Annotated in this window: 28 protein-coding genes; 6 read left to right on the top strand and 22 right to left on the bottom strand. The window is 42.7% G+C overall.

Annotation, left to right across the window (positions count from 1 at the left end; all coding sequences use genetic code 11):
• The 4 genes from IM473_RS06745 to IM473_RS06730 form a co-directional block, all read right to left on the bottom strand.
• Nucleotides 1-228 (bottom strand): GDP-mannose 4,6-dehydratase (locus tag IM473_RS06745; RefSeq protein WP_287659771.1); only part of this gene is annotated, 228 nt, incomplete at its 3' end.
• Between the two features lie 122 nt (nucleotides 229-350).
• Nucleotides 351-695 carry a TIGR03792 family protein gene (locus tag IM473_RS06740; protein ID WP_287659770.1) on the bottom strand — a complete coding sequence of 115 codons (345 nt, stop codon included), beginning with the start codon at nucleotides 693-695 and terminating at the stop codon, nucleotides 351-353.
• A 12-nt stretch (nucleotides 696-707) separates the two neighbouring features.
• The gene (locus tag IM473_RS06735) at nucleotides 708-1,595 is read right to left on the bottom strand and encodes a ParA family protein (protein ID WP_287659769.1); all 888 of its coding nucleotides are present in this window, start codon (nucleotides 1,593-1,595) and stop codon (nucleotides 708-710) included.
• A gap of 15 nt (nucleotides 1,596-1,610) precedes the next feature.
• Nucleotides 1,611-2,666 carry a metallophosphoesterase family protein gene (locus tag IM473_RS06730; protein WP_287659768.1) on the bottom strand — a complete coding sequence of 352 codons (1,056 nt, stop codon included), beginning with the start codon at nucleotides 2,664-2,666 and terminating at the stop codon, nucleotides 1,611-1,613.
• A gap of 107 nt (nucleotides 2,667-2,773) precedes the next feature.
• Between IM473_RS06730 and IM473_RS06725 the strand changes: the two genes are divergently transcribed.
• Nucleotides 2,774-3,250, top strand: coding sequence for a pyroglutamyl-peptidase I family protein (locus tag IM473_RS06725; protein WP_287659767.1), 477 nt, complete (start codon nucleotides 2,774-2,776; stop codon nucleotides 3,248-3,250).
• A 422-nt stretch (nucleotides 3,251-3,672) separates the two neighbouring features.
• Here the strand turns inward: IM473_RS06725 and IM473_RS06720 are convergent, their stop codons facing one another.
• The 3 genes from IM473_RS06720 to IM473_RS06710 all read right to left on the bottom strand — a co-directional run bounded on the left by IM473_RS06720 (nucleotide 3,673) and on the right by IM473_RS06710 (nucleotide 5,716).
• Complete coding sequence (locus IM473_RS06720; RefSeq protein WP_002757942.1) at nucleotides 3,673-3,858, bottom strand: hypothetical protein; 186 nt, start codon at nucleotides 3,856-3,858, stop codon at nucleotides 3,673-3,675.
• A gap of 2 nt (nucleotides 3,859-3,860) precedes the next feature.
• Nucleotides 3,861-4,346, bottom strand: coding sequence for a type II toxin-antitoxin system VapC family toxin (locus IM473_RS06715; protein ID WP_002797897.1), 486 nt, complete (start codon nucleotides 4,344-4,346; stop codon nucleotides 3,861-3,863).
• Nucleotides 4,347-4,585: 239 nt separating this feature from the next.
• A complete protein-coding gene (locus IM473_RS06710; RefSeq protein ID WP_002757944.1) occupies nucleotides 4,586-5,716 on the bottom strand; it encodes an AlbA family DNA-binding domain-containing protein in 1,131 nt (376 codons plus the stop codon).
• A gap of 315 nt (nucleotides 5,717-6,031) precedes the next feature.
• Here IM473_RS06710 and cobS point away from each other — a divergent pair, with 315 nt between their 5' ends.
• Nucleotides 6,032-6,790: an adenosylcobinamide-GDP ribazoletransferase gene (gene cobS / locus IM473_RS06705; protein WP_287659766.1), complete on the top strand. Its 759-nt coding sequence runs from the start codon at nucleotides 6,032-6,034 to the stop codon at nucleotides 6,788-6,790.
• Here cobS and IM473_RS06700 read toward each other — a convergent pair.
• The 12 genes from IM473_RS06700 to IM473_RS06645 all read right to left on the bottom strand — a co-directional run bounded on the left by IM473_RS06700 (nucleotide 6,787) and on the right by IM473_RS06645 (nucleotide 18,849).
• Entirely contained in the window at nucleotides 6,787-7,248 is a 462-nt protein-coding gene (locus tag IM473_RS06700) for a PPC domain-containing protein (protein ID WP_287659765.1), read from the bottom strand. The two genes, cobS and IM473_RS06700, sit on opposite strands and share 4 nt — an antisense overlap.
• Before the next feature lie 401 nt (nucleotides 7,249-7,649).
• Complete coding sequence (locus IM473_RS06695; RefSeq protein ID WP_287659764.1) at nucleotides 7,650-7,871, bottom strand: DUF4278 domain-containing protein; 222 nt, start codon at nucleotides 7,869-7,871, stop codon at nucleotides 7,650-7,652.
• Nucleotides 7,872-7,964: 93 nt separating this feature from the next.
• The gene (locus tag IM473_RS06690) at nucleotides 7,965-9,020 is read right to left on the bottom strand and encodes a potassium channel family protein (RefSeq protein ID WP_287659763.1); all 1,056 of its coding nucleotides are present in this window, start codon (nucleotides 9,018-9,020) and stop codon (nucleotides 7,965-7,967) included.
• Nucleotides 9,021-9,182: 162 nt separating this feature from the next.
• Nucleotides 9,183-10,028: a DNA-formamidopyrimidine glycosylase gene (locus tag IM473_RS06685; RefSeq protein ID WP_287659761.1), complete on the bottom strand. Its 846-nt coding sequence runs from the start codon at nucleotides 10,026-10,028 to the stop codon at nucleotides 9,183-9,185.
• A gap of 104 nt (nucleotides 10,029-10,132) precedes the next feature.
• Nucleotides 10,133-11,476, bottom strand: coding sequence for a cytochrome c biogenesis protein (locus tag IM473_RS06680; RefSeq protein ID WP_287659760.1), 1,344 nt, complete (start codon nucleotides 11,474-11,476; stop codon nucleotides 10,133-10,135).
• A gap of 50 nt (nucleotides 11,477-11,526) precedes the next feature.
• On the bottom strand, nucleotides 11,527-12,255 hold the full coding sequence (locus IM473_RS06675) for a cytochrome c biogenesis protein CcdA (RefSeq protein WP_287659759.1): 729 nt from the start codon (nucleotides 12,253-12,255) through the stop codon (nucleotides 11,527-11,529).
• Nucleotides 12,256-12,273: 18 nt separating this feature from the next.
• On the bottom strand, nucleotides 12,274-12,636 hold the full coding sequence (locus tag IM473_RS06670) for a VOC family protein (RefSeq protein ID WP_287659758.1): 363 nt from the start codon (nucleotides 12,634-12,636) through the stop codon (nucleotides 12,274-12,276).
• A 2-nt stretch (nucleotides 12,637-12,638) separates the two neighbouring features.
• Complete coding sequence (locus tag IM473_RS06665) at nucleotides 12,639-13,595, bottom strand: ABC transporter permease (RefSeq protein ID WP_287659757.1); 957 nt, start codon at nucleotides 13,593-13,595, stop codon at nucleotides 12,639-12,641.
• Complete coding sequence (locus IM473_RS06660; protein ID WP_287659756.1) at nucleotides 13,596-15,329, bottom strand: peptide ABC transporter substrate-binding protein; 1,734 nt, start codon at nucleotides 15,327-15,329, stop codon at nucleotides 13,596-13,598.
• Nucleotides 15,330-15,477: 148 nt separating this feature from the next.
• Nucleotides 15,478-16,356, bottom strand: coding sequence for a UDP-N-acetylmuramate dehydrogenase (murB, locus tag IM473_RS06655; RefSeq protein WP_287659755.1), 879 nt, complete (start codon nucleotides 16,354-16,356; stop codon nucleotides 15,478-15,480).
• Nucleotides 16,357-16,501: 145 nt separating this feature from the next.
• A complete protein-coding gene (gene murC, locus IM473_RS06650) occupies nucleotides 16,502-17,929 on the bottom strand; it encodes a UDP-N-acetylmuramate--L-alanine ligase (protein ID WP_287659754.1) in 1,428 nt (475 codons plus the stop codon).
• Between the two features lie 233 nt (nucleotides 17,930-18,162).
• On the bottom strand, nucleotides 18,163-18,849 hold the full coding sequence (locus tag IM473_RS06645) for a hypothetical protein (protein WP_287659753.1): 687 nt from the start codon (nucleotides 18,847-18,849) through the stop codon (nucleotides 18,163-18,165).
• A 222-nt stretch (nucleotides 18,850-19,071) separates the two neighbouring features.
• On the opposite strand from IM473_RS06645, the gene hisD reads away from it, so the two are divergent.
• Nucleotides 19,072-20,376 (top strand): histidinol dehydrogenase, encoded by a 1,305-nt coding sequence (gene hisD / locus IM473_RS06640; protein WP_079207808.1) that lies wholly within the window; start codon nucleotides 19,072-19,074, stop codon nucleotides 20,374-20,376.
• A gap of 271 nt (nucleotides 20,377-20,647) precedes the next feature.
• Here hisD and IM473_RS06635 read toward each other — a convergent pair whose 3' ends face one another.
• Entirely contained in the window at nucleotides 20,648-21,052 is a 405-nt protein-coding gene (locus IM473_RS06635; protein ID WP_287659752.1) for a type II toxin-antitoxin system VapC family toxin, read from the bottom strand.
• On the bottom strand, nucleotides 21,049-21,273 hold the full coding sequence (locus IM473_RS06630) for an AbrB/MazE/SpoVT family DNA-binding domain-containing protein (RefSeq protein ID WP_223212298.1): 225 nt from the start codon (nucleotides 21,271-21,273) through the stop codon (nucleotides 21,049-21,051). The genes IM473_RS06635 and IM473_RS06630 overlap by 4 nt, the downstream gene beginning before the upstream one ends.
• Before the next feature lie 153 nt (nucleotides 21,274-21,426).
• Between IM473_RS06630 and IM473_RS06625 the strand changes: the two genes are divergently transcribed.
• Nucleotides 21,427-21,732 carry an excalibur calcium-binding domain-containing protein gene (locus IM473_RS06625; protein ID WP_287659751.1) on the top strand — a complete coding sequence of 102 codons (306 nt, stop codon included), beginning with the start codon at nucleotides 21,427-21,429 and terminating at the stop codon, nucleotides 21,730-21,732.
• A gap of 51 nt (nucleotides 21,733-21,783) precedes the next feature.
• Here IM473_RS06625 and IM473_RS06620 read toward each other — a convergent pair whose 3' ends face one another.
• A complete protein-coding gene (locus IM473_RS06620; RefSeq protein ID WP_287659750.1) occupies nucleotides 21,784-22,857 on the bottom strand; it encodes a Gfo/Idh/MocA family protein in 1,074 nt (357 codons plus the stop codon).
• A 233-nt stretch (nucleotides 22,858-23,090) separates the two neighbouring features.
• Between IM473_RS06620 and IM473_RS06615 the strand changes: the two genes are divergently transcribed.
• Both IM473_RS06615 and IM473_RS06610 read left to right on the top strand, forming a co-directional pair.
• Nucleotides 23,091-23,663, top strand: coding sequence for a shikimate kinase (locus IM473_RS06615; protein ID WP_287659749.1), 573 nt, complete (start codon nucleotides 23,091-23,093; stop codon nucleotides 23,661-23,663).
• Complete coding sequence (locus tag IM473_RS06610) at nucleotides 23,663-23,983, top strand: cupin domain-containing protein (RefSeq protein ID WP_004266823.1); 321 nt, start codon at nucleotides 23,663-23,665, stop codon at nucleotides 23,981-23,983. Before IM473_RS06615 ends, IM473_RS06610 begins: the two co-directional genes overlap by 1 nt.
• Nucleotides 23,984-23,985 lie beyond the last annotated feature (2 nt).

Below are 23,985 nucleotides of genomic sequence, written 5' to 3'. Positions count from 1 at the left end.
GATACGCCGCAGGGTCGTCCCGTCGGTGAGGTCGCCATAATGAAGAAATAATTTAGCATCCGGCTGGTGGGGGTCAATGTAGATATGATCGATGCGATCGGTGTTAAAAGTTGAAGTACGACGGATGATACCGTGGACTTCATAGCCTTTTTCTAATAATAATTCGCTCAGATAGGAACCATCTTGACCGGTGATGCCGGTAATTAGGGCGCGTTTAGCTTCAGTCATCAGTAATTTACCTAATCGGAAAGAATAAAGACGATGGCAGGGTCTGACTGCTTATAGCACACTTTAGCCCCTCAGGACAAGTTTGGCTAGGTTGAGAGGGGACAAAAAGATGAATTGATTTTTTATCTGGGCTGCATAGATTCTAAATTGTTCTGACAATTTTCTCGAAATTTTCTGACTTGAAATTCCTTGACTTTGATTAATTGATAATTGTCTTTTCCCATGGCGAGGGAAAATTTGGCTTCGGTGTCATCAAGCAAATTTTGTGGGACAGCTTTCCACTGTTCTTTCGTTTGCCAATGGACAACGATAATTAATTCTTCCTCAATGGTGGGATTAATCCAAAGCTCCTTACCTAAAAAACCTGGTTGTTTTGCTAAAAACTTTGTCCAAATTTCTTGATCTTTTTGGATAAATTTTTCCCTAGCTTCGGGTTTAACTTGAAATTCTAACCACTCAATGACCATAGTAATTATCTCCTATTTTTTGGTTTTCATCAAGAATTCTTCTGTGAGTTTCATAAAAGCTTTGGAACCACTAGAAGAGGGCATGGCTGCTACCACAGGCACGAACATATCAACAGCTTTAGCTACATTAACATCCATAGGAATCGCATTAGCAAAAATTTGATGGGCTTGAAAATCCTGTTGTACCCGGCGCATGACTTGATTATAGTAGCGACTGAGTAAACCACCACCGGAAAGAATAAAAACTATACCGAGTAAACCGGGGTTAATCGGTTCGGTTTCTTGATGACTAGCTTTGAGTTTAACTATTCTTCTTTCTAATAGCTGAATGCCGACAATTGATAAAGGTTCGGGACGGGCAGGTAGTAAATAAAAATGACTGCTACATAGACCACTACGAGTTAAAAGATTATAGCCTGGAGCGCAATCCATGATAATATAATCGTAACGGTCTTTAATGGGGTCAATGATTTTTTGAATTAGGATTCTTTCCAGGTTATTCCAAGCATGATCAAAGCCTAAATCTTCCTGTAAAATTGCTTGATGGTGCAGGGTTTCTGAGACGACATATTCATCATAAAGTTCGATATCTCCTGGCAGTAAATCTAAGCCTTGAATTTCACAGACTGAAGGGACGATAATATCATCAATAGTTAATTTATTGTAGGGATTGGGTTTGATAATTGCTTCTAATAAATAGCTTAAAGTGCGTTTTTTGCGACGCAGTTGAGCGAATTCGTGAGGGGACATTAAACTAAGAGTCGCACTGATTTGAGCGTCTAAATCGAGGACAAGGACTCGTTTTTGCTGAAATTTAGCTAAACAGGTGGCAAGATTGACGGTAAGAGTAGTTTTTCCTACTCCTCCTTTCATATTAACGGTGCTGATGACAGTGGCCATTATGGGAATTCCTTTCTAGTTAACCGATGGAATATCTCGACGTAAAACTTGCCCGTTGGGAGCCATAATCAGAGGAGGTAAACTGGTAATATTGATCGCCTCTTGGGTTTTCATGTCGTAGGTGGTGTAAACTGTTTCCTGTTGATGGGGATTAATATCGACAATTGTTAGGGTTTTTCTGGGTGCTTGTTCACTGTTCAATAACCGTCGCGGTCCACTGCCTAAAGCTCCCGCGTGTAATAATTGTAATTGCCCCCGTTTACCCGGATAGTAAGCGTGAGCGTGGCCACTAATATAAGTATGCACCTGATAGCTTTCTAAAAACGCTCTTAATTGCTCGGCATCGGCTAAATAATCCCCCGGTCGATTTCTGCCCACGGCAATACCGTAGAGCGGTAAATGACCGATTACTAGCCGCATTTTAGCATTTTTAGCGTCGGTACTACTCAAGTTTTTTGCTGCCCAATTTAGTTGTTCCCGAGAGATTAAATGAGTGGAGGCATCCCAAACTAGATAGAATATACCATTTTGAGTGAAAGTATAATAAAAAGGAAAGCCAGTTTTATCGATAAAATTTAAACTTGTATGATGTTGGGGGTTTTGCCAATAATCTTGGGCTAATTTTCTCTCCTTAGCATAGATAAATTTTCCTGCGGATAAAGCTCCAGAAGCGTCATGATTACCGATGGTAAAACCAAAAGGTATTTTAGCAGCTCGCAGGGGCGCGGCGATATGACGATCAAAGGCTGACCACATGGCGTTAATTTTTGCCTCTGTCAGGCTGGTTTTTTGTCCTGCCACCATGTCCCCACCACAGAGGACCAGATCGGGTTTATGATTGATAATTAAGGGGATGGCTCGATCGATTTCGGGATCGTAAGTAGTGGAACCGTATTGACTATTAAGGTCACTAATCACAATTATCTTGACTTTTTTCGCTTTTTGTGCTTGTTTAACAGCCGACTCAGGGGGATTTTTGGAAGTAACAGGCTGTAAAATTTGATGAGCGCAAGCTGCCAAGCTAAAACCGCCTAAACTGCCACTAATAAGCAAAAATTTACGGCGTTGCATAGGCTATCAATCTCGTCTTTAATTGAGGTCACGTCAGTTATTGTAGCAATTTTTGTCCCTTCGATCGCTTTTTTGTTGATCATCCTAATTAACCATCAGGAGATAACTTGACAATTCTCTTAACTTCTTTTGCGCCTTGGTTATGCCATCACTGGAGTAATTCCTCCGATGATTTGTTAGTATCTATTCAAGATAATTATCCAAAAAATCTTTTATTTTTGCGTCAACTTCCCGTTAATACCCATCGAGCCAGTGAACGAGTTATCAAAGCTATTCAAGACAAAAAAACCGATTTAGTTATTTGTTGTGGCATGGCGGAAAGTCGTTATCGTTTAAGTTTAGAATCTCAAGCTAGGAGTAGCACAAAAAAGTTATTGACATCAATTCCGTTGCCAGATTTAATTAAAAACCTTGACTATAGTTATATCAGCGATAATGCCGGTCAGTTTGTCTGCGAAGAGTTATATTTTCAAGTCTTAAAATATCATCCGAGAGCCTTATTTGTTCATGTGCCGCTTTTAACTGATAAAAATTTTGCTATTATTCAAAGGGATTTTCAGAAAATTATCGCCCTTAGCCGTTAGCTCATATAATTCGAGAGTAAGTTTCAAGGGAAAAAGGAAAAAGGATATACTGGTATTTTGCCTTAATTGCCCTCCTCGACTTGAGAGCGCACCTGAGATTCATAAATCTCTTTACCACGTCGGGCAAATTCTTCTTGGCTGTAGAGGGGTGGTCGTACTATCATTGGTTTGACCCGGTTGCAACTTTTGCCCCCCCATTTTAACCCAAACATTGGGAATCTTCGCTAACATTCCTCAACTGGTCCCACAAGAGCGGCATCGCACTTAAACCCACAGCTGCAATCAATGGGCATGGTGCGTTCCCCAAAATCGATCGCTGGAGCAGTAGGAACCACATTAGGGAACGCACCCTAGGGAGATAGCGTACTGCTACGCAGTGCCTTCGGCATCGCACTATAGATTTAGCGGTTCCATTGAATGCTTTAGCCGGCGGTCGGGTGCAGTGATTTGTTAGACGCTCGCTTAATTGGCAACCTAACTAATCTATCTTTATGAGCCAGTTGCTTCTGCTTTAAGTCATTAAAAATAGCTCTTAAGTCATATTGAAACGATTGAGCGTATTCTTCTCTATACTTGTGAATTTCATCGAGAATTTCATTTTTATACATGACTAAACCTCTAGGTTATATCCAATAAGCTCATAAGGAGTGCAAATAACTGGCAATATATATCCGAGATCAGAACTAATCTGAGCCAGCTTACGCTGAATTTGGGCATTTGCCATGTGCTTGCAGTTCCATGTTAGCAAATAATCTAAGTTATAGACGGTTGCTAATGCCATATGTAAAGCGTCGTTAGATGCCTTTAGGGGCAGATTGCTTTGAGTCAGAAACGCTTGCGAAAGTTCAAACGCATCTTCCGTAAGTTCGAGAAGCATTAGGGATTGTAACAAGTTTAACCGTTGAGCGGCGATTATCGGATCTCCCTTAGCTGCCTCATCTTCAACGATCTCTGATGCGTAAAGCGTAAATGAGCTACTATGTTCGTTCCACCAATCCTGGGTGATCTTGATATTAGCAGCAACGATCAGATTGTCAGTGGGTCTGGCGGTTAAATGCCCAAAAATACTTGTTTCAATATAGACGCTTCCATTCACGGCAACCTAGAATATCTTTTCGCTCTCTATCCTACCTTATTTAATCTTGGTTTTGAGGGTGTTGGGTAACAGCCGCCAACCCAACCGACAGGATCAGCGTACTGCCACGTAGTGCCTTCGCCATGGCACTTTAACCCACAGCTGCAATTAATGTCCATGGTGCGTTACCCAAAAATCGATCGCTGGAGCAGTAAGAGCCACATTAGGGAACACACCCTACAAGATCAGCGGCGATCGCACTACCCCCAAGACATCAAATCTTCTACTGTCAGAGAAGACTTGCTTAGTGAAGCAGATATTGTAAGATTCAACTCAGAGGGGCAAGGAAGATTGTCGGCATAAACTGCTCCGACAATATTATCGCAATTTTCAGTTTTCTTGCCGATATAGAAGACATCAGAGAATATTCTCCTGCCTGGCTGTAGATCTCCACAATCAATCTCAATAGTTAGTTGGTCAGTAGTTTGATTGATGCACACATTGCCTGGTGTCTTAGTAAATCTCATTCTATTTAGATTTAGTTCTGGTCCGAGAGATTGCTTTTTGGGCATTTGAGGAAGATTTTCCTTTTGGAGCATTTCTATCTGCATTAAAGAGTTAACTGAGAACTCGACTCTGACATTGCGCGCAGCGACACGCCCAACATTTGAGATAGATAGTCGAACTGGGCGAAATAACTTACATACATAGATATAGTGAGCTAACTCACGGTAATATTGATGATTTGTTCTATACGCTGATATTGAATCAAGTATATAGGAATTTCTGGGCAAATCAGGCAAAGATGGGGGCAAGTTGCATAATTCAGCTTCAATTGATAAGTGTGAGCCAATCAGTTCCTTAGTATCTGGGTTGGAAAATACAACCGCAAGATTAGCGTCAATATCTTCAGGTTCCACCCTCATTTGTGCAATTTCATCTAAAGTAGCCGGTTTTTGTGGATCGGTTGAACTTCCTCTCCTCACATAAACCTTATCTTTATCCAGCTTTCCATATTTCTTCTTAAGATATATTGGTCTTGTTTGCTGTTCAATTCGGATAACACCTACTTGCTTGCCCTCAATAGTTGCGGCCTCGTAATGAAAGCGAACTGGCTGATTAGTGAGACTGTTAATAAATTGTTGAAGTGTGTGATCATCAAGATGATTTTGTATTCCTATTACTTCACTTTTTCCGCCCCGTACTTCCTCTACTCCAATCAAGATATAGGCATCGGATCTTCGCCATGCGTTTGCGAATCCTAAAATATCCTTGACAAGTTCAGACTTCTCTTCCTCACTTGCCTTGGAGAATGGATATTGTTCTTTTTTGAAATCAAGCGTTGGACTTTCTTCTTCGTAAAGTAGGCTTTCAAGTAACTGAGTTTTCATTTAATTTGCTTTTTATGTATTAGTAACTGTACTAAGTCACAGGGGGAACTCGTAGCTTAGAAGTGTACGTCGGACTAGATGCTATACGGAAACTTTCCACATATCACGCCAAATACGCATTTTTTCAGGAATCTTTCCGTATATTACTCTCCTGTATAGCGATCGCAAGAACTCTTCCTATAACATTACAATAAGCGTGTTATGCCGAATTATTATAGGCGTTCTCAGATGTTTTGAAAATCCCACAGGGTGGCCGATACAAAATTAAGTTATACTTCATCTTTATGAGAAAGGCTGCCATACCGGAATCTAATTTTGGGGGGATTGACTACCATATTTAACTTCATTTGTCAAGAAATTCGCTCATTTTTAGGTGCGATCGCTTTTTACACGATTATTCCGGTTCCGATTGCCTGGCCGGATTTTGGTAGAATTGCCCGATGGATTCCCTTAGTGGGCTTATTTTTGGGTTTAATTCTGGTTTTGCTCGATATAACTCTAGCTGGTCTGGGAATGCCACCCCTAACTCGTGCAGTTGTCCTTGTGGGGGTTTGGGTTTATCTAACGGGAGGACTACACCTTGATGGAGTTAGTGACACGGGCGATGGTTTAGCTGTCACCGACCCCCCGCGTCGTTTAGCGGTCATGGCCGATAGTGTTACTGGGGCCTTTGGAGTCATGGCCGTGACCATGGTTTTGCTGCTCAAAATCGCCGCTTTGACGGATTTAAGCGATAATCGAGCCTTAGCTCTAATTTTAGCGCCAATTTGGGGACGTTGGGGGCAAGTAATGGCGATTGCTATTTATCCCTACCTCAAACCCACCGGTAAGGGAGCCTTTCATAAAGTGGCTTTTTGTCTGCCTTGGGACTGTGGGGGAGTAATTTGGGGGTTAATCGCCCTATTTGGCGGTCTAAGCTGGGGAATAATCGCCATTAGTGCCGGAATCGCCCTCGCTCTGCTTACTGGTTACTGGTTATATCGTCGTCTTCGGGGTCACACCGGCGATACCTACGGTGCGGTGGTGGAGTGGACAGAGGCTCTATTCTTGGTTTTTTTAACAATAATTAGCTAATTTTTGCCCTCCACGGCCCGTAAACGGGTTAATTTCAGGGTAAATTTTCCCCCACCGGTTTCTCCGAAAGCTCTCACCCGAATAATATATTTACCCGACTCGGTAATGCGGGCAAAGAGGAGGGCATTAGTGCCACCATCGGGACCATCATCATTTTCCGCTACAGTGGAACCATCGTCGGCCAGGAGAATTAAAACTCCATCAAAATTTTCTGATTTCAGATCGATGGCCACCTGATCATCCTTGTCCAAATCTACGGTATAATCTCTGGCAAACCCCCCCTCACCCGTGGGAATATCTTTGTCGGTGAGAGTATCGTTAATTTCTTTATTGAGGATTAGGGGGACGGGACTATAGATTTTTTCCGCTCGCACTGGCAAAGATTGACCGCTTAACCAGAATAAAGTGAGCAAGACGCATAAACCAGAATAGCGACCAGTCAAAGGGAATCTTGTCATAGGGGCAGGTATTCGTTTTCTCAATCTCCCTATTCTACAAAAAACTGATAACTATCAGCAGTTCGACAAAATTAAATTCAGAATCTGGAAAAGGGGAACACTGGAACTGCGGAACTGCGGAAGGTAAAAATATCTGTAATTAATTTTGTTAATTATGAACGTAAATTAGTTTTGCAAAATTAATTTCTTGGTTAGGATAGGCACTCATGTACTCATGCAAGAGGTAGTTAGATATGTGTAATTAATTTTGCTTAGGTAGTTATTCCTTGCTGGCAAAAACAAGTAAAAAAATCTCCCTTTGAGCAAGGGAGTAAGAGGGAAGATAAAAACCGTTTAAGGTAATTGCTGTGATCATTAATTGACAATATTTAAAGGAGATTGATTGAAAAATGAACTAGAAGTTAAAAACTTAAAGAGGGTTTTTCCGTGGGCAAAGAAGCTAGAGATTGCATGATATGATAGGCTTGACCGCGATAGGTAACGGCTACCTGTTTCTGAATAGTTTGAGCAACACCACGGTTTTTTAAATAGGGAACACCACGATAACCTAAAATCATCGGACTGGAAGCAACGGGGGCAGTGGGATTTTTCTCGTAAACAATGCCGCGATAGGTTAATTTCATAGCTGTCTCTGGAGATAATTAGTGAGTTAGTAATATCTCCAGAGACAGCGAAATTAATTCCAGAAAAGCTCAACTTTTTTGTAGGTAAATATCCTACCAAGAAGACCCGCGATAGCGCATTTCTCGACGCAGAGCATAACGACGGGCAAAATTGGGAACATCGCCCCGATGACCTAATAAAATCACCGTATCGCCTTGCTGTAGAATGGTGGAATTGTCGGGATGGGCGATGACACGACCATCAAATTGACGCACAGCAACGATAATAAAAGCACCCTGTCCCCGCACTTCCATCTGACTGATGGGTTGTCCCAAAAAGGGCGAATCGCTTAAAATCGAGTATTCTTCAAATTGCAGGTCGATATCGGCTAATAATTCGTTAAGATTGCGCCTACCTTCATCTTCCTGTAAAAAATCGATTGCGGCCGGATGGGTGATTAAATGGGCCATTCTCTCTGCTCCAATGGTAGCAGGTAAGACCACTTGATCGGCCCCGGCTAGTTTTAATTTTTTCTCGGTGCTGGGATATTCTCCCCTGGCGATAATGTATAGTTGCGGACTGAGTTCTCTTGCGGTTAAAGTGATGAAGACATTTAAGGCATCATCAGGCAACACCGTCGCTAAAACTCGCGCTTTGTCGATACCGGCTTTCTGGAGAATACTTTCATCGGTGGCGTTACCATTAAGAGTTATGTAACCTTTTTCCTGAGCTAATCGGATGCGCTCGGGGTTATTATCGACGATAATAAAGGATTGGGCTGTTTTTGCCAATTTAGTCGTTAGGATGCGTCCTATGCGCCCAAAACCGCAGATTATGACGTGATTTTCTAAGCATTCCATCTCTTTATTCATCCGGCGATCGCTAAAAGCTTTGTTAATTTCTCCCTCGGTGAGCATCTGAAAAAACCCTCCCACCACATAAACGGCCGAGGTGGTCCCACAGACGATAACTAACATGGTAAAAGCTCTCAGACTGGGAGTGTTAATCGGTTTAACTTCCCCGAAACCCACCCCAAATATGGTAATTATCACCATATAAACGGCATCAAGAAAACTCCAACCGTAGGCCATATAACCGATAGTTGCCCCGACTACCGTAGCGAGAAAAAAACTCGCCCCGATGATAATCCTTTTCAGTGAACTTTGCATCGATTTCCGTGACCTGACCATCTAGCCATTAGCTTACAGCAGAATCGAGGAGACTCCGAGACAGGAGGCAGGAGGCAAAAGGCAATAGGCAAAAGGCAATAGGCAAAAGGCATCCCTTCTCCCTTCTCCCCAATTCATAATTCATAATTCATAATTCATAATTCATAATTCCCTTGAGACTTGACATTGGGGACAAAAATGAGCCGAGCGTCCACTTAATTTAATTCTGGCAATAGTTGCACCGCAAAGACGACAATTTTCGCCAGTACGTCCATAAACCCAGGCCATCGCCCCATAATTGCCATTAACTCCCGTAACGTGGAGAAAATCGCTAAAACTGGTGCCGCCTTCAGCGATTGCAGTTTCCAATACAGAAATAATGTTTTTTGTCAATAAGTCTATTTGCTCAATTTTCAAGAGATTAGCGGCAGTTTGGGGATGGATACCACTTTTAAAAAGAACTTCATCTGCGTAGATATTGCCAATTCCTGCCACCACATTTTGATCGAGGAGAAAAGTTTTAATCGGACGACGACTTTTTTGAGAGTGACTATAGAGGTAATCGGCGGTAAAATTGCGATCAAAGGGTTCCAATCCCAGTTTTTTCAGACTGGTAATCACGCTTTCTGGGGTTTTATCGGCGGCAATCCACCAAATTTTCCCGAAAGTGCGGGTATCGACAAAGCGCAATTCTTGCTGATTGGCAAAAAAGAAGCGTAAGCGCGTATGAATCGGCAGGGGAGTGGTATCTTTTACCCAGAGCAATTGTCCGGTCATACGCAGATGAACCCCGATACTGCTACCATTATCTAAATTGGCGAGGAGATATTTGCCTCGGCGCTGCCAATTGGTAATCGTGGTCTGAGCAATTCCTTGCAGAAAAGTTGCCTCGCAATTAGGATAGGCTAGGGTACGCTGTAATAATACTTCCCCACCGATAATTTTTTTGCCCTGGGTAACTTGATTTAACCCGCGACGCACCGTTTCTACTTCTGGCAATTCTGGCATATAAGTGATTGAACAAAATTAAGTTCTTGGTTAGGGTAGGCAAAAGGCAAAAGATAGATAAACAGAACTTTTCATCGGGAAACGACACCAGATTAACGTCAATTCTAATTTAACTTTAACATTTCAATGGTATCAATTATTTCCCGTTCAAAACCGACTTGAGCGCGATTAGTTTTACCACCAATATAAAAGCGATCGCCCGATTGTAAAGCCCAAATTTGCGAATGGGAAAAGTAACTCATTACCACTCCCATCATCAATAAAGCAAAACCTAAATAGACGATAGGCACTCCCGGATCTGCCTTAATTTGTAAACCTGTACTGCCGACTAATTCGACTATTTTTAGATTAACTCCATTGATAGGAATCGTCATTCCTTCTCGTACAGCAGAGGTTAAATCTCCCTTAGCATCATAGACAATTACCGTACCTTGTAGATCTCTGGTTAAAAGAGAAACTCCCTCACTAAGATCGGTTTTAGTCGGAATCCAAGTTCCCCAGATTTGTCCATTACCTTTGGTGTCTAAACTAGCCATCGGTAGCTGTAGGATCGGACTATTATTCACCTGTACTTTTACCCCAGCAATTCCCCAACTGGTTTGATAAAAAGTCACCCCTTTATGGTGCAAAGGTTGATTAACTTGAATAGTTTTGCGATCGATCTCCTGTCCTTGATTATCGATCACCGACAAATCAGAATAAAATTGTTCTACGTCACCTTTAGGACTATAATCAATCCAAAAACGATTAACTTTAATCCCCCAATCCTTAGGGAGAGAATTTTTAGATAAGGGTCCAGCTTCAATAATATTTTTAACCTGAAAACTATCGCCACTAGCTACCATTTCTTGAGCGAAAAACCCCGTTAACGCTCCCCAGATCGCTCCCGCTAAAATAATTAACATGGCTGCATGAACGATAATCGGACCGATTTTACCGATCAGACCTTTACGAGCATAAAGACTGTTATTTTCTAGAAAAACTTTGTAGCCTTTTTTTTCTAATAGAGGGGTGAGGGATTCTAGGGAACCGGTTTCTAATTCAGCACTTAAAGCTAGTTTTTGAAATTGGCGAGATTGTTGATAAAATTGCCAGTTTCTGGCCGCCTTTAAAGCGGGGAATTGTCGTCGGAAGGTGCAAGCGGTTAAACTGGAACCAAAGAGAATTAATAATGATAGATACCACCAAGTGCTATAAACATGATTTAATCCCAATAGTAATAAAAATTTCCAAGTCAGAAAGCCAAATAAAGCGGGTTTCTCAGGATAATTAGCTTGGTAAAAAGATAGAGATTGTCCCTGTTCTATTACCGTCCCAGAAATGCTAAAAATAGCGATTAAAAGTAAGAGGATAATTGCCAATCGCAGATCGGCAATAGTCTGGATAAATTTACGTCCCCATTGGACCGGTCTATTCTTTAAATTTGAGGAAGTTTCCGATATAGTCATAGTTAAAAGTTTTGCAATTCTAGCCAATTATCCATTGTAACTCTCCACCATCACAGCAGACGGGATAATAAAGAAAAAACTCCAAAACCGATTAATAAAACCCCACTGACAGGATTAATCCACCCGGACCATTGACGCAGAGAAAGAAAGCTTTTCAGCGAGGCAGTAAAAGAACCGACGATAATTAGGGGTAAAACATAGCCGGCAGTGTAGGATAACAATAATCCCCCTCCTAAGCTTAAATCTCCCGTATTTGCCACCCATGCCAATAAAGTTGCCAGAACAGGCGTACTGCAAGGAGAAGCGATTAAACCAAATGTTAAACCGAGAAGATAGGACCGCAAAATCGGGGGAAAATCGCTGGTAATCCAATCGGTAGCACCAAGGGAGGGGAAGCGCAGGGGTAATAATTCCAAGAGGTTTAACCCCATCAAAATAGCGATCGCACTGACGATAATTGGTAAACCGATCCCCACCTGTCCATAGACTTTTCCTAAAGTAGCGGCAATTAGTCCCAATCCCGCTAAGGTGGTGGCTAATCCCAGGGAAAACCATGTGGACTGCCAAAAGGCCGCTAAACGGCCTTGATTTTCGTAACCCCCGATATAAGCGACGGTAATCGGCAACATCGACAGCATACAGGGGGTAAGACTGGTGAGTAAACCGGCTAGAAAAATCACGGCAATACTGACAAAACTAAGGTGAGTTAGTTGGGAAGTCACTAAGCGATCGGTGTATTGTTCAAGGTGATAGAGTTGAGTCTGTAATTGGTCTAACATATTGGGGAATTTTTCAGGCTAAATTTGGCTCATTTCTAGGATATTACCATCGGGATCACCGACAAATAATGCCTTTCTACCCGAGGCACTCATTTGAATTGTATAACCTTGACTTTCTAGATAGTTACCCATGGCTGTCACGTCATCAATAGCGAAGGCAATATGAGGATTGCGTCCCCATTTTTCGGGATTGGGACGGTAGTTTTGGTAATTGGTATCGACAATTAAATGAATTTGATAATCTCCCACTTGATACCAAACCCCATCGTATTGAAAAGGGCGATCGATTCTAGTCAATCCTAGAACATTTTCGTAAAAGTTAACAGCTTTTTCTAGATCGGTGACTAAAATCCCCGTGTGTAAGGATTTTGTGATGTTCATAGTTAATATCTGACTCGCGGATCGAGCCAACTATAGGTTAAATCGGCAATTAAGTTAAAGATAACAATTAAAATCGCATAGATAAAGGTAATCGCCATCACTACGGGGGTATCACTGCGGGAAATAGAATCGATTAATAAAGCACCGATTCCCGGCACACGAAACACTTGTTCTGTAACTAAAGCACCGGTAAAAATTGAGGGAATATCGAGAGCAATTAGGGTGACAACGGGGATTAAAGCATTGCGAACTATATGCTTAGTGAGGACAGAAAAATTAGTTAGTCCCTTCGCTAAGGCAGTTTTAACGTACTCTTGGTGAATTTCTTCGGTTACGGAAGAACGCACGAAACGCATCAACATCGCCCCCTGATATAAGCTTAATACAGTTACGGGCATAATTGACTGTTTAACCTGCTCGACCAAACTATTAAAATCACTGATTTCTAGGGTACTGTTATAAAAAGATGGTAGCCAGTTTAACTGCACACTAAAGATAATTATTAATAATAATCCCGTCACAAAGGTGGGTAAAGAAAAGCCAAGCATCGAAAAAGTAGAGATGATTTTGTCTAACCAAGAATAGCGCTTGACTGCTGAAATTACGCCCAAAGGAAAAGCAATTAAAACCCCAAAAATATAGGCAATACCGACAATCCAGAGAGTTGTGGGTAAACGCTGCCAAATGAGGGTAAAAACTGGGCTGCGACTGGTGAAAGAATAGCCCATATCTCCTTGAAGAAATGCTAACAACCACTTGACATAACGCACGGGAAGGGGTTGATCTAATCCGAGACTTTTGCGAATATTTTCTCGCACCGCTTCTGTAATAGCAGGATTAGCGGCAAATTCCCCCATCGGATCCCCCGGCGCTAGGGCCAAAATGCCAAAAACCACCATACTAATAGCTAAAAGAGTGGGAATCGAAAATAATAATCTTTTCAGAAAATATTTGAGCATTTATTTACTACGCTTCCAGTCTTTGATGTTCCAAGTATTTCTATCCCAGGGAGTTAATTCAAACCCCGACAAACTATTGCTAATTGCCACCACATCGGCACGATGAACTAGGGGAATAATCACAAAATCATTAATTAACATATCATTCATTTTAATCGCTATTTCTTGCCGTTTTTCTGGGTTTAATTCTTGACTAAAAGCTTGCCATAATTTATCGTATTCAGGATTACAATAACGAGCATAATTATCCCCGGCCCAACCATCAGCTTTTTGGGGAATTTCACTACAGGTAAAGGTTTTAAAATAGGCTTTCGGATCGGGACTATTATTACCAGTAGTGTACATTTGTAGGTCAGCATAAAACTTTTCTACCGTGTCATCGTTAGCAGGATCGCTAGAAAAGAAAATACTGGCATCAACAGTTTTTAATTCTACTCCTACCCCGATCGCTTGTAAACTTTGTTTGATAATTTCTTGGGTTTTCTGACGAAGAGGATTGACGGTAGTTTGAAAAACTAATTTCATTTCTACCCCATTTTTATCCCTAGTACCATCACCATTACTATCTTTCCATCCCGCATCATCTAGTAATTTATTAGCCTTTTCTAGATTAAATTCATAGCTAGTATTGGGCGAATTATATTCCGATGGCATCACAATAAAATTAGGAGTTGTTTTCCCAGTAATACCATAAAGTTGCGTGGCAATAGTATCTCTATCAACGGCTAAAGATAAAGCTTCTCTTACTTTCACATCACTTAAAAAAGGATGGGGAAACTTAATACTAGACCTCTCACCTTCGGGAGTAGCTTGATTAGGATCACTCAGATTAAATAAAACTCGTTCAATCAAAGAACCGAAACTAGATATTAACTGACCCCGACCCGCTTTTTCTAAATCACTTAAAACCTTGGCCTCTACTTGCAAATTATAGGCATAATCCGCCTCCTGTGTCTGTAAAACCGCTCGTGCCGCCGAAGTTGCATCACCTCCTCCTTTTAATTCTATTCTTTGAAAACCTAACTTATCCGCTTCTCGAAAAAAAGAATTTTGTTCATAAACCGCCGTATCTCCCGGTTTAAATTCTACCACTTTATAGGGTCCAGTTCCCACCGGTAATAAATTGGCAGGGGCTTGGCGTGCCGTTTCATTGCTATACTTTTCATAGAGATGAGCGGGTAAAATCATCCCTTCTGTTCCCACAAAAACTAATGACCAAGCGGGATTAACTTGCTTAAAAGTTATTTTAACTGTATGGGGATCGATCGCTTCCACACTTTTAACTATTTCATAATTGCCAGCGCTAGTAGAACCAGTTTTCGGATTGGTAATAAAATTATAGGTAGCGATGACATCTTTGGCAGTAAAAGGAGTACCATCCGACCATTTAATATCTTTTTTTAGCTTCCATGTCACCGCTTTACCATCCTGGGCAACTCCCCCATTTTCAACAGTAGGAATTTCTGCCGCTAAAAAAGGAACTAATTCCCCTTTTTCATCGAAACTAGCCAAAGGTTCTAAGGTAATGCGACTCGCTTCTGAGTCTTTAAATCCCGTGGAGAGATGGGGATTTAAAATCGTCGGTGCTTGCCAATATAAAAGTTTTAAAGTTTCTGAATTATTATTGGTCGTTGCCGGAGGATTATTAGCTGTTTGTTGACGACAAGCACTAAAAAGCAGCGTACAACTAAGGGATAAAATTAACAGGGGCAAGAAAAGCGATCGCTTAAACATTTTTAATGACAATCAATAATTCAACAGGGTGACTTAGGTGATTCCCTACCCCACCAATAACAAGTTATCAGACATTGAGTCTTGATCTCGATCGATTAATTGATTATTTGCCTTTATCCATTCCTAGTCAAGTTATCGAGAAAAATAATTAAATCCCGTCAAATTCCCCTAAAACTTTCACTTCTGGTTCTAACCAGAGGGACCAGCGATCGAACACTTGTTCCTGCACATGACGAATTAAACGCAGAATATCCGAGGCTTTTGCTGAACCAATATTCAGGATAAAATTAGCGTGTAATTCTGATACTTGCGCCCCACCAATTTGATAACCTTTTAATCCCATTCCCTCAATTAAAGCCCCGGCAAATTGCGGTTTAGGATTGCGGAAAACACTACCACAACTGGGACGATCATAGGGTTGGGTACTTTTGCGATGGCGTAAATTATGGGTAGTAATTGCCATTATTTCCTCACAATTATCGGTAGCTTCTAACTGAAATGTGGCTTCGACAACTAAACGTTGATCCCCTTGCAGAGAAGAACTGCGATAACTATAATTTAAATCTTCTTTGCTTAAAGTTTCTAACTGACCATCGGGATTTAATACCAGCGCCCGCACTAATCGATCCGCCACACAGGAGGTATGCGCCCCCGCATTCATCACCACAGCACCCCCCACCGTACCGGGGATACCCACCGCCCATTCTAGGCCCCTCCAGCCCCTTTTTGCCGCTCTCCAAGCTATTTTTGGCAGGGGTTCCCCCGCCGCTGCTGTAATCGTAGCAGTTTCGGCATCAAAACAACTCGATCGCAGATGGCGAGTATTGAGGACAAGTCCGGGTAAACCTCGATCGCTGATTAGTAAATTTGAACCAGCCCCCAAAACAGTCAAGGGTAAATCTTGCGCTCGCCACCAAGCGAACACTTCTCTTAATTCCTCTAGATTAACTGGTTCGGCATACCATTGCGCTCTTCCCCCCACCCGGTAGGAAGTGAAATCAGCTAGAGAAACAGAGGTTTTAATCATAGGGTTTTAGGGGTTGGAAATTATAAATTATGAATTATAAATTATGAATTATGAAGTAGGGAGAGGGGAGAAGGGAGCGGGGAGCGGGGAGAATAAATAAAAATAATCTCCTGAATCCTGTCTCCTGACTCCTGACTCCCGACTCCTATACTCTAACTGCTAATTGTTCGCGGTAAAGAGAGAGCATTTCGGGGATAACTTGATTGAGATTGCCGGCGCCGAGGAACATGGCTAGATCCCCTGGTTGGAGAATTTCTAGCAGGAATTGACCTAAAGAACTCAATTCAGGGTGATAGTAGGCGTTTTTATGGTGTTTTCTCACCTGTTCGACTACTTGCTGCCCGGTGATGTGATCGATATTCACTTCCCCGGCACTATAAATATCCGTTAAGACTACCACATCGGCGGAACTGAAAGCGGAGCCGAATTCCTCTAAAAAGGCAGTGGTGCGACTGTAGCGATGGGGTTGGAAAATAGCGATCGAACGTTGGTACTGTTTGCCTTCTACCTTCAATTTTGCCGCCGCTAAAGTAGCCAACAATTCGCTAGGATGGTGGGCATAATCATCGATAAAAGTAATGCCGTTTGCCTCTCCCTTGTGTTCAAAACGGCGTTTTGCCCCGGCAAAAGTAGCGATCGCATCGGCAATAACGGCAAATTCTAAACCGAGATAACGTCCGATAGCCACCACTGCCAAAGCATTACTAATATTATGTTGCCCCGGGATTTTCACTTCCATTTGTCCCAGATAACTGCCTTTTTCCCAGACGGAAGCTTTCATCATTCCCTGTTCATAGATAATCTCGCTGACGGTGTAATCGGCACCTTTTTCGGGATCGAGACTATAACTGATTGTCGGACGGAAATGCTCGGCGATCGTGTCACAATCTAAACAAGCGACTAAAATCTGGCACTGATTGGCGAATTCATGGAAAGTATCGATAACTTCGCTTAAATTCTGGTAATGATCTGGGTGATCTAGCTCAATATTAGTGATTACGCCGATTTTCGGGGCGTGCTTGGTTAGGGAACCATCGGACTCATCGGCCTCTGCCACCAAAAAACGCCCTTGACCGAGACGAGCGTTACCTTCCCAAGCGTCCACCTCACCACCGACAATGATCGTGGGGTCTAATCCCGCTTCTAACAAAACGTAACCGATTAGGCTGCTAGTGGTGGTTTTGCCGTGGGTGCCAGCGACGGCGATACTGTCGTAATCAGCGATTAAAGCCGCTAAAACGTCGCTACGGTGAAAAATTGGGTATCCTAAGTCTCTGGCCGCTTGATATTCCTTATTATGGTCATTAATCGCCGTGGAGCAGATTACTTGCGGAACTGTTTGGCTACTGTTTTGAGGGACCGGAGAATGAAATACAGCTAAATTATTGGCCTCTTGACGGTGGAAAATGTGCGCTCCCGCTCCCTGTAGCCGTTGGGTGATATGAGTAGGACGTAAATCGGAGCCAGACACGGGTAAATTGCGCTTGGCTAAGATATAGGCGAGGGCTGACATCCCAATACCGCCAATACCGATAAAATGGAAAGGTTGGCCGTTAAAATTAACTTTTTTCACTGTTTTCACTCCTCAGACCCACGATTATATAAGTTTTAAACTCGATCGGTAGTAAAGTCAACTTCATGATAGGGGCATTTGAGCAGAATGCCAAAATGTTGCCCAGTCACCTTGCAAAATCCTTGACGCAGAATTAAAATTTTTTCTCCCAATTCCTTTTTTTACCGAGCTTTGCCAAACGTCCCAAAAATCGGTAAAACCCTACACCCCACAAGCTGCCCCCACGAACCTAATTAGGGCAGCCATTCCAGTAAAATTCCCACGGAGCTATCTTTACGAGCGCGGGAATTTTGGGCTTGAATATCGGCGGCTAAACGTAAATTAGAGGTAATCGCATAACCAACCGAAAGAGTAGTCAATCCCACCTCGTTATCACCACCGGGGGAGATAAAACTCTGACTGACGGTGATATCTGCCGCCCCCGTGCGAGAAAGGGCTAATTTGAGCTTTAATCCTAAGTTAAGCCCATCGGTGCTGTAATTTCCTGTCTGAATGTAACGATAGCCCACCATGGGAGCTAGATTGACATAATCACCCAAAGGGAGGAGATAGTATTGTAAATTTCCTCCTATTGCCGTCCTTTTGCCGTTAAAAGCCGTCTGATAATCGCCGCTTAGGGTTAAACTGGTTTGACCGAAAAACACATCTTCTACCCCCAAAATCACGCCACTGGAATTATCGGTAGAAGGAAACTCTGCATACCCTAAACGGATACGAGTGCGAAAACTAGGATCGCGGCGAATATCTTCGGCGATATCGGGTATTTTTTCTAACCAACGCTCTAAAACCGGGCTTTCTTGCCGAATTTTCGGATCTAAGTCTAAATCCGTTTCTGCCCACACAGCACCACTCGCCCCCCATAATAAACTAAGAGCGATCGCATTTACAGAACAGCAAGAGAGCTTAAACATGATCTGCATTATACCTATTAGCTGTCACATCGGTCGGCGGTCGTCAGGAGTCAGTAGCCGGTCGTCAGCAGTCAGGTGATAGGGGTTTAGGGAAATTTCAGCCAAATGCTCCACTACCCCACTTCATAATTCATAATTCATAATTCTCCGGCACTCCCCCAAAGGTTACAATCAAAAAAGATCAGATTCTCCGTTATTCTTGAGAGGACGGGGGCAGTAGGAGCAGCAATAGTGGTCAGAATATTAAAACTTTCGCAATTAAGTAGCGCGGAACGGGCAAAACTTCAGAAAAGAGCCGAGTTAGATATTGATAACGCCCTCAAAGTCGCTCAAACGGTGATAGAAACCATCCGCGAACGGGGAGATGCTGGCGTTGTGGACTATGTGCGGCGTTTTGACTACGAAGGTGCGACGGTAGAAAATATCAAAGTCAGCGAGGCAGAATTTGAGCGGGCTTTTCAGTTAATTGAACCGGAAGTAAAAACTGCCATTGAACAGGCTTTCCGGAATATTCAAGAGGTACATCGTCGCCAAATGCCGGAAGAAACACTACTGGCAGAAATTGAAACCGGTGTCTTTGCCGGCGAAAAAATCTCTCCTATCCCCAATGTGGGTTTATACGTTCCCCGGGGCCGCGGCGCTTTTCCCTCGATGATGTTAATGTTAGCCATCCCGGCAATGGTGGCAGGAGTGGAAAGAGTTGTCGTTTGCACTCCCCCCGATAAACAGGGCAACGTGGAGCCGGTTTCTCTGGTGGCGGCGCAGATGGCTGGAGTCAGAGAAATTTATAAGTTAGGGGGCGTACAAGCGATCGCCGCTTTGGCTTTGGGAACAAAAAATATCAAAAGGGTTGACAAAATTACCGGTCCGTGCAGCGTCTATGGGGCGGCGGCCAAGCGGTTACTGTTCGGTACTGTGGATGTGGGTTTGCCGGCCGGTCCAAGTGAGTCGATAGTTTTGGCCGATGAGTCCACCGATGCCCGTTTAGCGGCCTTGGATTTATTAATTGAAGCGGAACACGGGGCGGATTCGGCGGCTTTATTAGTCACCCACTGTGAAGATTTAGCGATCGCTGCTAGTGAATATGCACAGGAATACCTGCAAAAACTCCCAGATTGGCGACGGGAATTTTGTGAGGCGGGTTTAGCCGCCTATGGGGGCATAATTTTAACCGATAGTTTGCAGCAATCCCTCGATTTTGTCAATGAGTACGCCCCGGAACATCTAGAGGTTTTAGTTAGTAATCCTTTTGCCATTCTGGGCAAGATTAAAAATGCTGGCGAAATTCTCCTGGGAAATCATACTCCTTCCTCTATGGCTACCTACGCCATCGGAGTCAATGCTGTGCTGCCGACGGGAAGTTTTGCCCGTTCCTATTCGGCGGTTTCGGTTTATGATTTTCTCAAGCGCTCTACTTTGGCTTATGTCACCCCTGAAGGCTTTGAAAAGTTAAAAGAAACCACGAAAACTTTAGCCGAGTACGAAGGTTTTCCCGCCCATAAATTAGCAATTCAACACAGGGAAATTTTACTCTAAATACAGGGAATAGGAAACAGGGAATAACTTAGATATGTAGGCAAGCTTATTTTTTAAATTCAGAACGTAGGTTGGGTTGAAGCATGAAACCCAACGCCCGCATGGGTTACGCTACCGCTAACCCATCCTACAAATAATTGTGCCTCCCTACTTAAAACACCTGAAGAAATTGCCAAAACTTACTCATCTTTGAGCTTAGAACAAGTTTATGCAACAATTTTGTACTATTTGCATGAGCAAGAAAAAATAACCAATTATTTAACCGAATTGTCTAAGGTGTAATCAGCAAGACTGAGGGAAAGTAAGTTCGGTAGCGGTTGACATCTCTCGTTAATAGGGACATGGCAGTGACAGCAGCGTGAGCGCCGATGTAGAAATCCGGTAAGGGAGAACGTCGCTCACCTCCACGACGACGATATTCCAAAAAGCTTTGTCCTGCTAAAAAAGCTGCAGCATAGGGTAAAGAATCTCGGCGAAAGAAGTCTTCTGGTAGGGCTGCTTCTACCTCCTCGGGTTGATTAAACCCGATTGAGATTTCTGCATAAATAATTGGGTTAATCACTAAATTTCCTTGCTCCGCATAGTTTGTGAGCATTTGAGCCGACCACTCAAACCATTGCGGGTCTTCGGTTACAACATCAAGAATGACGTTGCTATCTACCAGAATGTCGGTCATGAGTCACGGGTCGCTTGCATGATGTCGTTGGTTGTTAGACGGCTAGTTGCTTTGCCACGGATAGCGGCAATCAGTTGCTTTCCCCGGCTTAGGGTTCTAGGCTTGCGAATTTGCAAGATATCCCCAATCACTTCCAGCTGGATTTCTGTACCGGGTAACAACCCAAGCTTTTCTTGAATATCAGGGGGAATAGTGATTTGTCCGTTAGGGCTAATTTTCATGGTGTTTTTCTGCATATACTAACAAATAATCGGAAGAGTCAGTGCCACTGGCTGCTTGACCCCCCCCAAACGTTTACCTGGGAATAACTCTGATTTATTATCCTGTATCCTATTTGGTACTATGATAAGAGCAGAGAATCAGGCAAGCATTTTATGAAAAAAGTAATTGTTATTTTAATTCTGGGTTTTCTGAGCGAACAAATATCAATAAAATCACCAATTTCTGGCAATCAAACCCTCAATAATTTAGCCGTAGCTAACAACAATAATCGTCCCAAATTTCGGTGCGATGGTAGAACTCACTGTTCCCAGATGACCTCCTGTGCAGAAGCGACTTTTTTCTTGAGAAATTGCCCCAATGTCAAAATGGATGGAGACGGTGATGGAGTTCCCTGTGAAAGTCAATGGTGTGGAAAAAAATCCTCAGAAAAATGTTGGGAAAGTTTTCCAGATAACTAATTTTGGTTCTTCACCCCAATTCTCTCATTTAAAGAATTGGGGTAAAAACAATTAAGAAGCAGTAATCACGGGAGAATTAAGATATTGATAATTCCAGTCCGATTGTTGCCAAACGCGACCATCAAGGGCAATTTGTTCGATTAAACTAGCTAATCGTAAAGCTTTTAAAGCTTGTTCCCCACCGACAGAAGGTTGGTCCCCACCGCGCACACAATGAACAAAATGTTCTAATTCCGCGTGTAGAGGTTCAATATTGCTGGTATAAACCTTTTCAATTAAACCATCTTGACGGTAGAGAACTTGACCGTAATCGGTGCTATAGTTAGCGGTGGTTTGCCGGTGAATGAGGATTTCATTATTGAGAAAATCCGCTTCCGTGAGAGAATTTTTACAGTGGGCCGCTAAACGGCGAATCTTACGATGAGTCACCTTACTAGCGGTTAAATTAGCCACCACTCCATTACTAAAACCAAGGGTTGCAGTGACATAATCGAGATAACCAGAATCAGTGGCAGCGCGACTACCACTAGCGGTTAATTTCACCACGGGAGCGGCGACTAATTCTAAAATTAAATCTATATCGTGGATCATTAAATCTAACACCACCGACACATCATTAGCGCGCTGGGAATAGGGACTCATGCGATGGGATTCAATCGCTAAAATCTCCTCGGTTTTCAAGACCTTCGATAACTCTTGGAAAGCGGGATTAAAACGCTCGATATGACCCACTTGCAGAATACAATCGTGATCGGCTGCCGCATTGACTAAAGATTCCGCTTCACTAATACTAGCGGCGATCGGTTTCTCGATCAAGGTATGTACTCCCGCTTGCAGACAGTCCATCCCGACTCGATGGTGTAACCGCGTGGGGACAGCGATACAAACCGCATCTACCCTAGGTAAGAGATCTAAATAATTTTCAAAAAAACGGACTCGGTATTTACTGGCAGTTTCCAGACCCTTTTCGACGTTGACATCGGCCACCCCGACGAATTCCACGTCTTTTAATAAACTCAGGATGCGACTATGGTGTTGTCCCATGTTACCGACCCCGATAATCCCGACTTTAATCGGTTTGAGTTGATTTCTGTTACCCGGAAAGTTTGCTGGTTGATTGGACATGAATTTTAGACTCCTGTGTTCACACTCCTCACACCACTTGATTAAATTAATCAAGCTGATTTTGTCGATTAATTACCAAGATGGTATCATGGTTATCCAGATTCTGACACGATGTCGGTGTCAATGGGGGTTCTGAGAAGATTTTCTGATTTCATCTCGCGGTTTTTACTCCTAAATGCTTATCAAAACATCGTCCCTTAGTAGCGAGGACTACATTCAGCTAAATTTTAACTATGGACAATTCAACGGATTTTAACTCCTTACGGGGATTAAGTGTTTTTTTGCTAGGAATGATGGGATCTGGCAAATCCACCCTGGGAGAGTTGCTTTCCCGACGGTTACAATATCGTTTTTTTGATACAGATATATTAATAGAAAGGGTCGCGGGAAAGAAAATCAGGGAAATTTTTGCCGACGAGGGAGAAGCGACTTTTCGGGAGTTAGAAACCCAGGTTTTGGCCGAATTATCCTCTCTGACTAAAACTGTGATTGCCACCGGGGGAGGGATGGTTTTAAAACCGATGAATTGGAGTTATCTTCGTCACGGTTTAATGATTTGGTTAGATGTTCCTCTCGAAGTCTTGGTTAAACGTTTAAAAAAAGATACCTCTCGTCCCTTGCTTCAGTCCACTGATTTAGAAAGTAAACTGGAATTATTATTAGAACAAAGACGAGGACTTTATGCAGAAGCAGATCTTCGGATTGTTGTTTCTGACCTAGATAGACCTACTGATATCGTTGAGAAAATTTTAACAGCAATACCGACGGTGATTAAAGATTTTCATCCAGAAAGAGACAATAACTAATGATAGCAGCTTCAATTTTTGATTTACCTGAACTAATTCCTGACCGAGAAATTCTGGAAATTTTAGCCCAAAGTCAGGCTATTCGTCTAGAAAGAATTATTTCCACTGGTCAAACCACTCCCAGGGGTCAATGGTACGATCAATCTGAGTTTGAATGGGTGATTTTATTACAGGGATTCGCTGAGATTAGTTATGAAGATGGCAGCCAAGTTAATCTGCAAGCGGGGGATTATCTCTTGATTCCTCCTCACCAAAAACACCGCGTCGAATTTACTAGCAATAATCCCCCTTGTATTTGGTTAGCTATCCATTATCGCTAGTA

The organism is Microcystis sp. M015S2 (assembly GCF_020245945.1).
In the GTDB taxonomy this organism is placed as follows: Bacteria; Cyanobacteriota; Cyanobacteriia; order Cyanobacteriales; family Microcystaceae; genus Microcystis.
The sequence above is the reverse complement of the archived record's forward strand: the minus strand, read 5'-3'. Positions and strand labels throughout refer to the sequence as shown.

Bases quoted from the DNA above. Each gene is read 5' to 3' on its own strand.
- IM473_RS06645 (WP_287659753.1), bottom strand. From the start codon at position 18,849: ATGCAGATCATGTTTAAGCTCTCTTGCTGTTCTGTAAATGCGATCGCT.
- IM473_RS06660 (WP_287659756.1), bottom strand. From the start codon at position 15,329: ATGTTTAAGCGATCGCTTTTCTTGCCCCTGTTAATTTTATCCCTTAGT.
- IM473_RS06625 (WP_287659751.1), top strand. From the start codon at position 21,427: ATGAAAAAAGTAATTGTTATTTTAATTCTGGGTTTTCTGAGCGAACAA.
- IM473_RS06630 (WP_223212298.1), bottom strand. From the start codon at position 21,273: ATGAAAATTAGCCCTAACGGACAAATCACTATTCCCCCTGATATTCAA.
- IM473_RS06700 (WP_287659765.1), bottom strand. From the start codon at position 7,248: ATGACAAGATTCCCTTTGACTGGTCGCTATTCTGGTTTATGCGTCTTG.
- IM473_RS06735 (WP_287659769.1), bottom strand. From the start codon at position 1,595: ATGGCCACTGTCATCAGCACCGTTAATATGAAAGGAGGAGTAGGAAAA.
- IM473_RS06710 (WP_002757944.1), bottom strand. From the start codon at position 5,716: ATGAAAACTCAGTTACTTGAAAGCCTACTTTACGAAGAAGAAAGTCCA.
- IM473_RS06620 (WP_287659750.1), bottom strand. From the start codon at position 22,857: ATGTCCAATCAACCAGCAAACTTTCCGGGTAACAGAAATCAACTCAAA.
- IM473_RS06680 (WP_287659760.1), bottom strand. From the start codon at position 11,476: ATGACTATATCGGAAACTTCCTCAAATTTAAAGAATAGACCGGTCCAA.
- IM473_RS06695 (WP_287659764.1), bottom strand. From the start codon at position 7,871: ATGAAATTAACCTATCGCGGCATTGTTTACGAGAAAAATCCCACTGCC.
- IM473_RS06635 (WP_287659752.1), bottom strand. From the start codon at position 21,052: ATGACCGACATTCTGGTAGATAGCAACGTCATTCTTGATGTTGTAACC.
- IM473_RS06675 (WP_287659759.1), bottom strand. From the start codon at position 12,255: ATGTTAGACCAATTACAGACTCAACTCTATCACCTTGAACAATACACC.
- murB (WP_287659755.1), bottom strand. From the start codon at position 16,356: ATGATTAAAACCTCTGTTTCTCTAGCTGATTTCACTTCCTACCGGGTG.
- IM473_RS06690 (WP_287659763.1), bottom strand. From the start codon at position 9,020: ATGCAAAGTTCACTGAAAAGGATTATCATCGGGGCGAGTTTTTTTCTC.
- IM473_RS06685 (WP_287659761.1), bottom strand. From the start codon at position 10,028: ATGCCAGAATTGCCAGAAGTAGAAACGGTGCGTCGCGGGTTAAATCAA.
- IM473_RS06615 (WP_287659749.1), top strand. From the start codon at position 23,091: ATGGACAATTCAACGGATTTTAACTCCTTACGGGGATTAAGTGTTTTT.
- IM473_RS06665 (WP_287659757.1), bottom strand. From the start codon at position 13,595: ATGCTCAAATATTTTCTGAAAAGATTATTATTTTCGATTCCCACTCTT.
- IM473_RS06730 (WP_287659768.1), bottom strand. From the start codon at position 2,666: ATGCAACGCCGTAAATTTTTGCTTATTAGTGGCAGTTTAGGCGGTTTT.
- IM473_RS06740 (WP_287659770.1), bottom strand. From the start codon at position 695: ATGGTCATTGAGTGGTTAGAATTTCAAGTTAAACCCGAAGCTAGGGAA.
- IM473_RS06670 (WP_287659758.1), bottom strand. From the start codon at position 12,636: ATGAACATCACAAAATCCTTACACACGGGGATTTTAGTCACCGATCTA.
- IM473_RS06610 (WP_004266823.1), top strand. From the start codon at position 23,663: ATGATAGCAGCTTCAATTTTTGATTTACCTGAACTAATTCCTGACCGA.
- IM473_RS06720 (WP_002757942.1), bottom strand. From the start codon at position 3,858: ATGTATAAAAATGAAATTCTCGATGAAATTCACAAGTATAGAGAAGAA.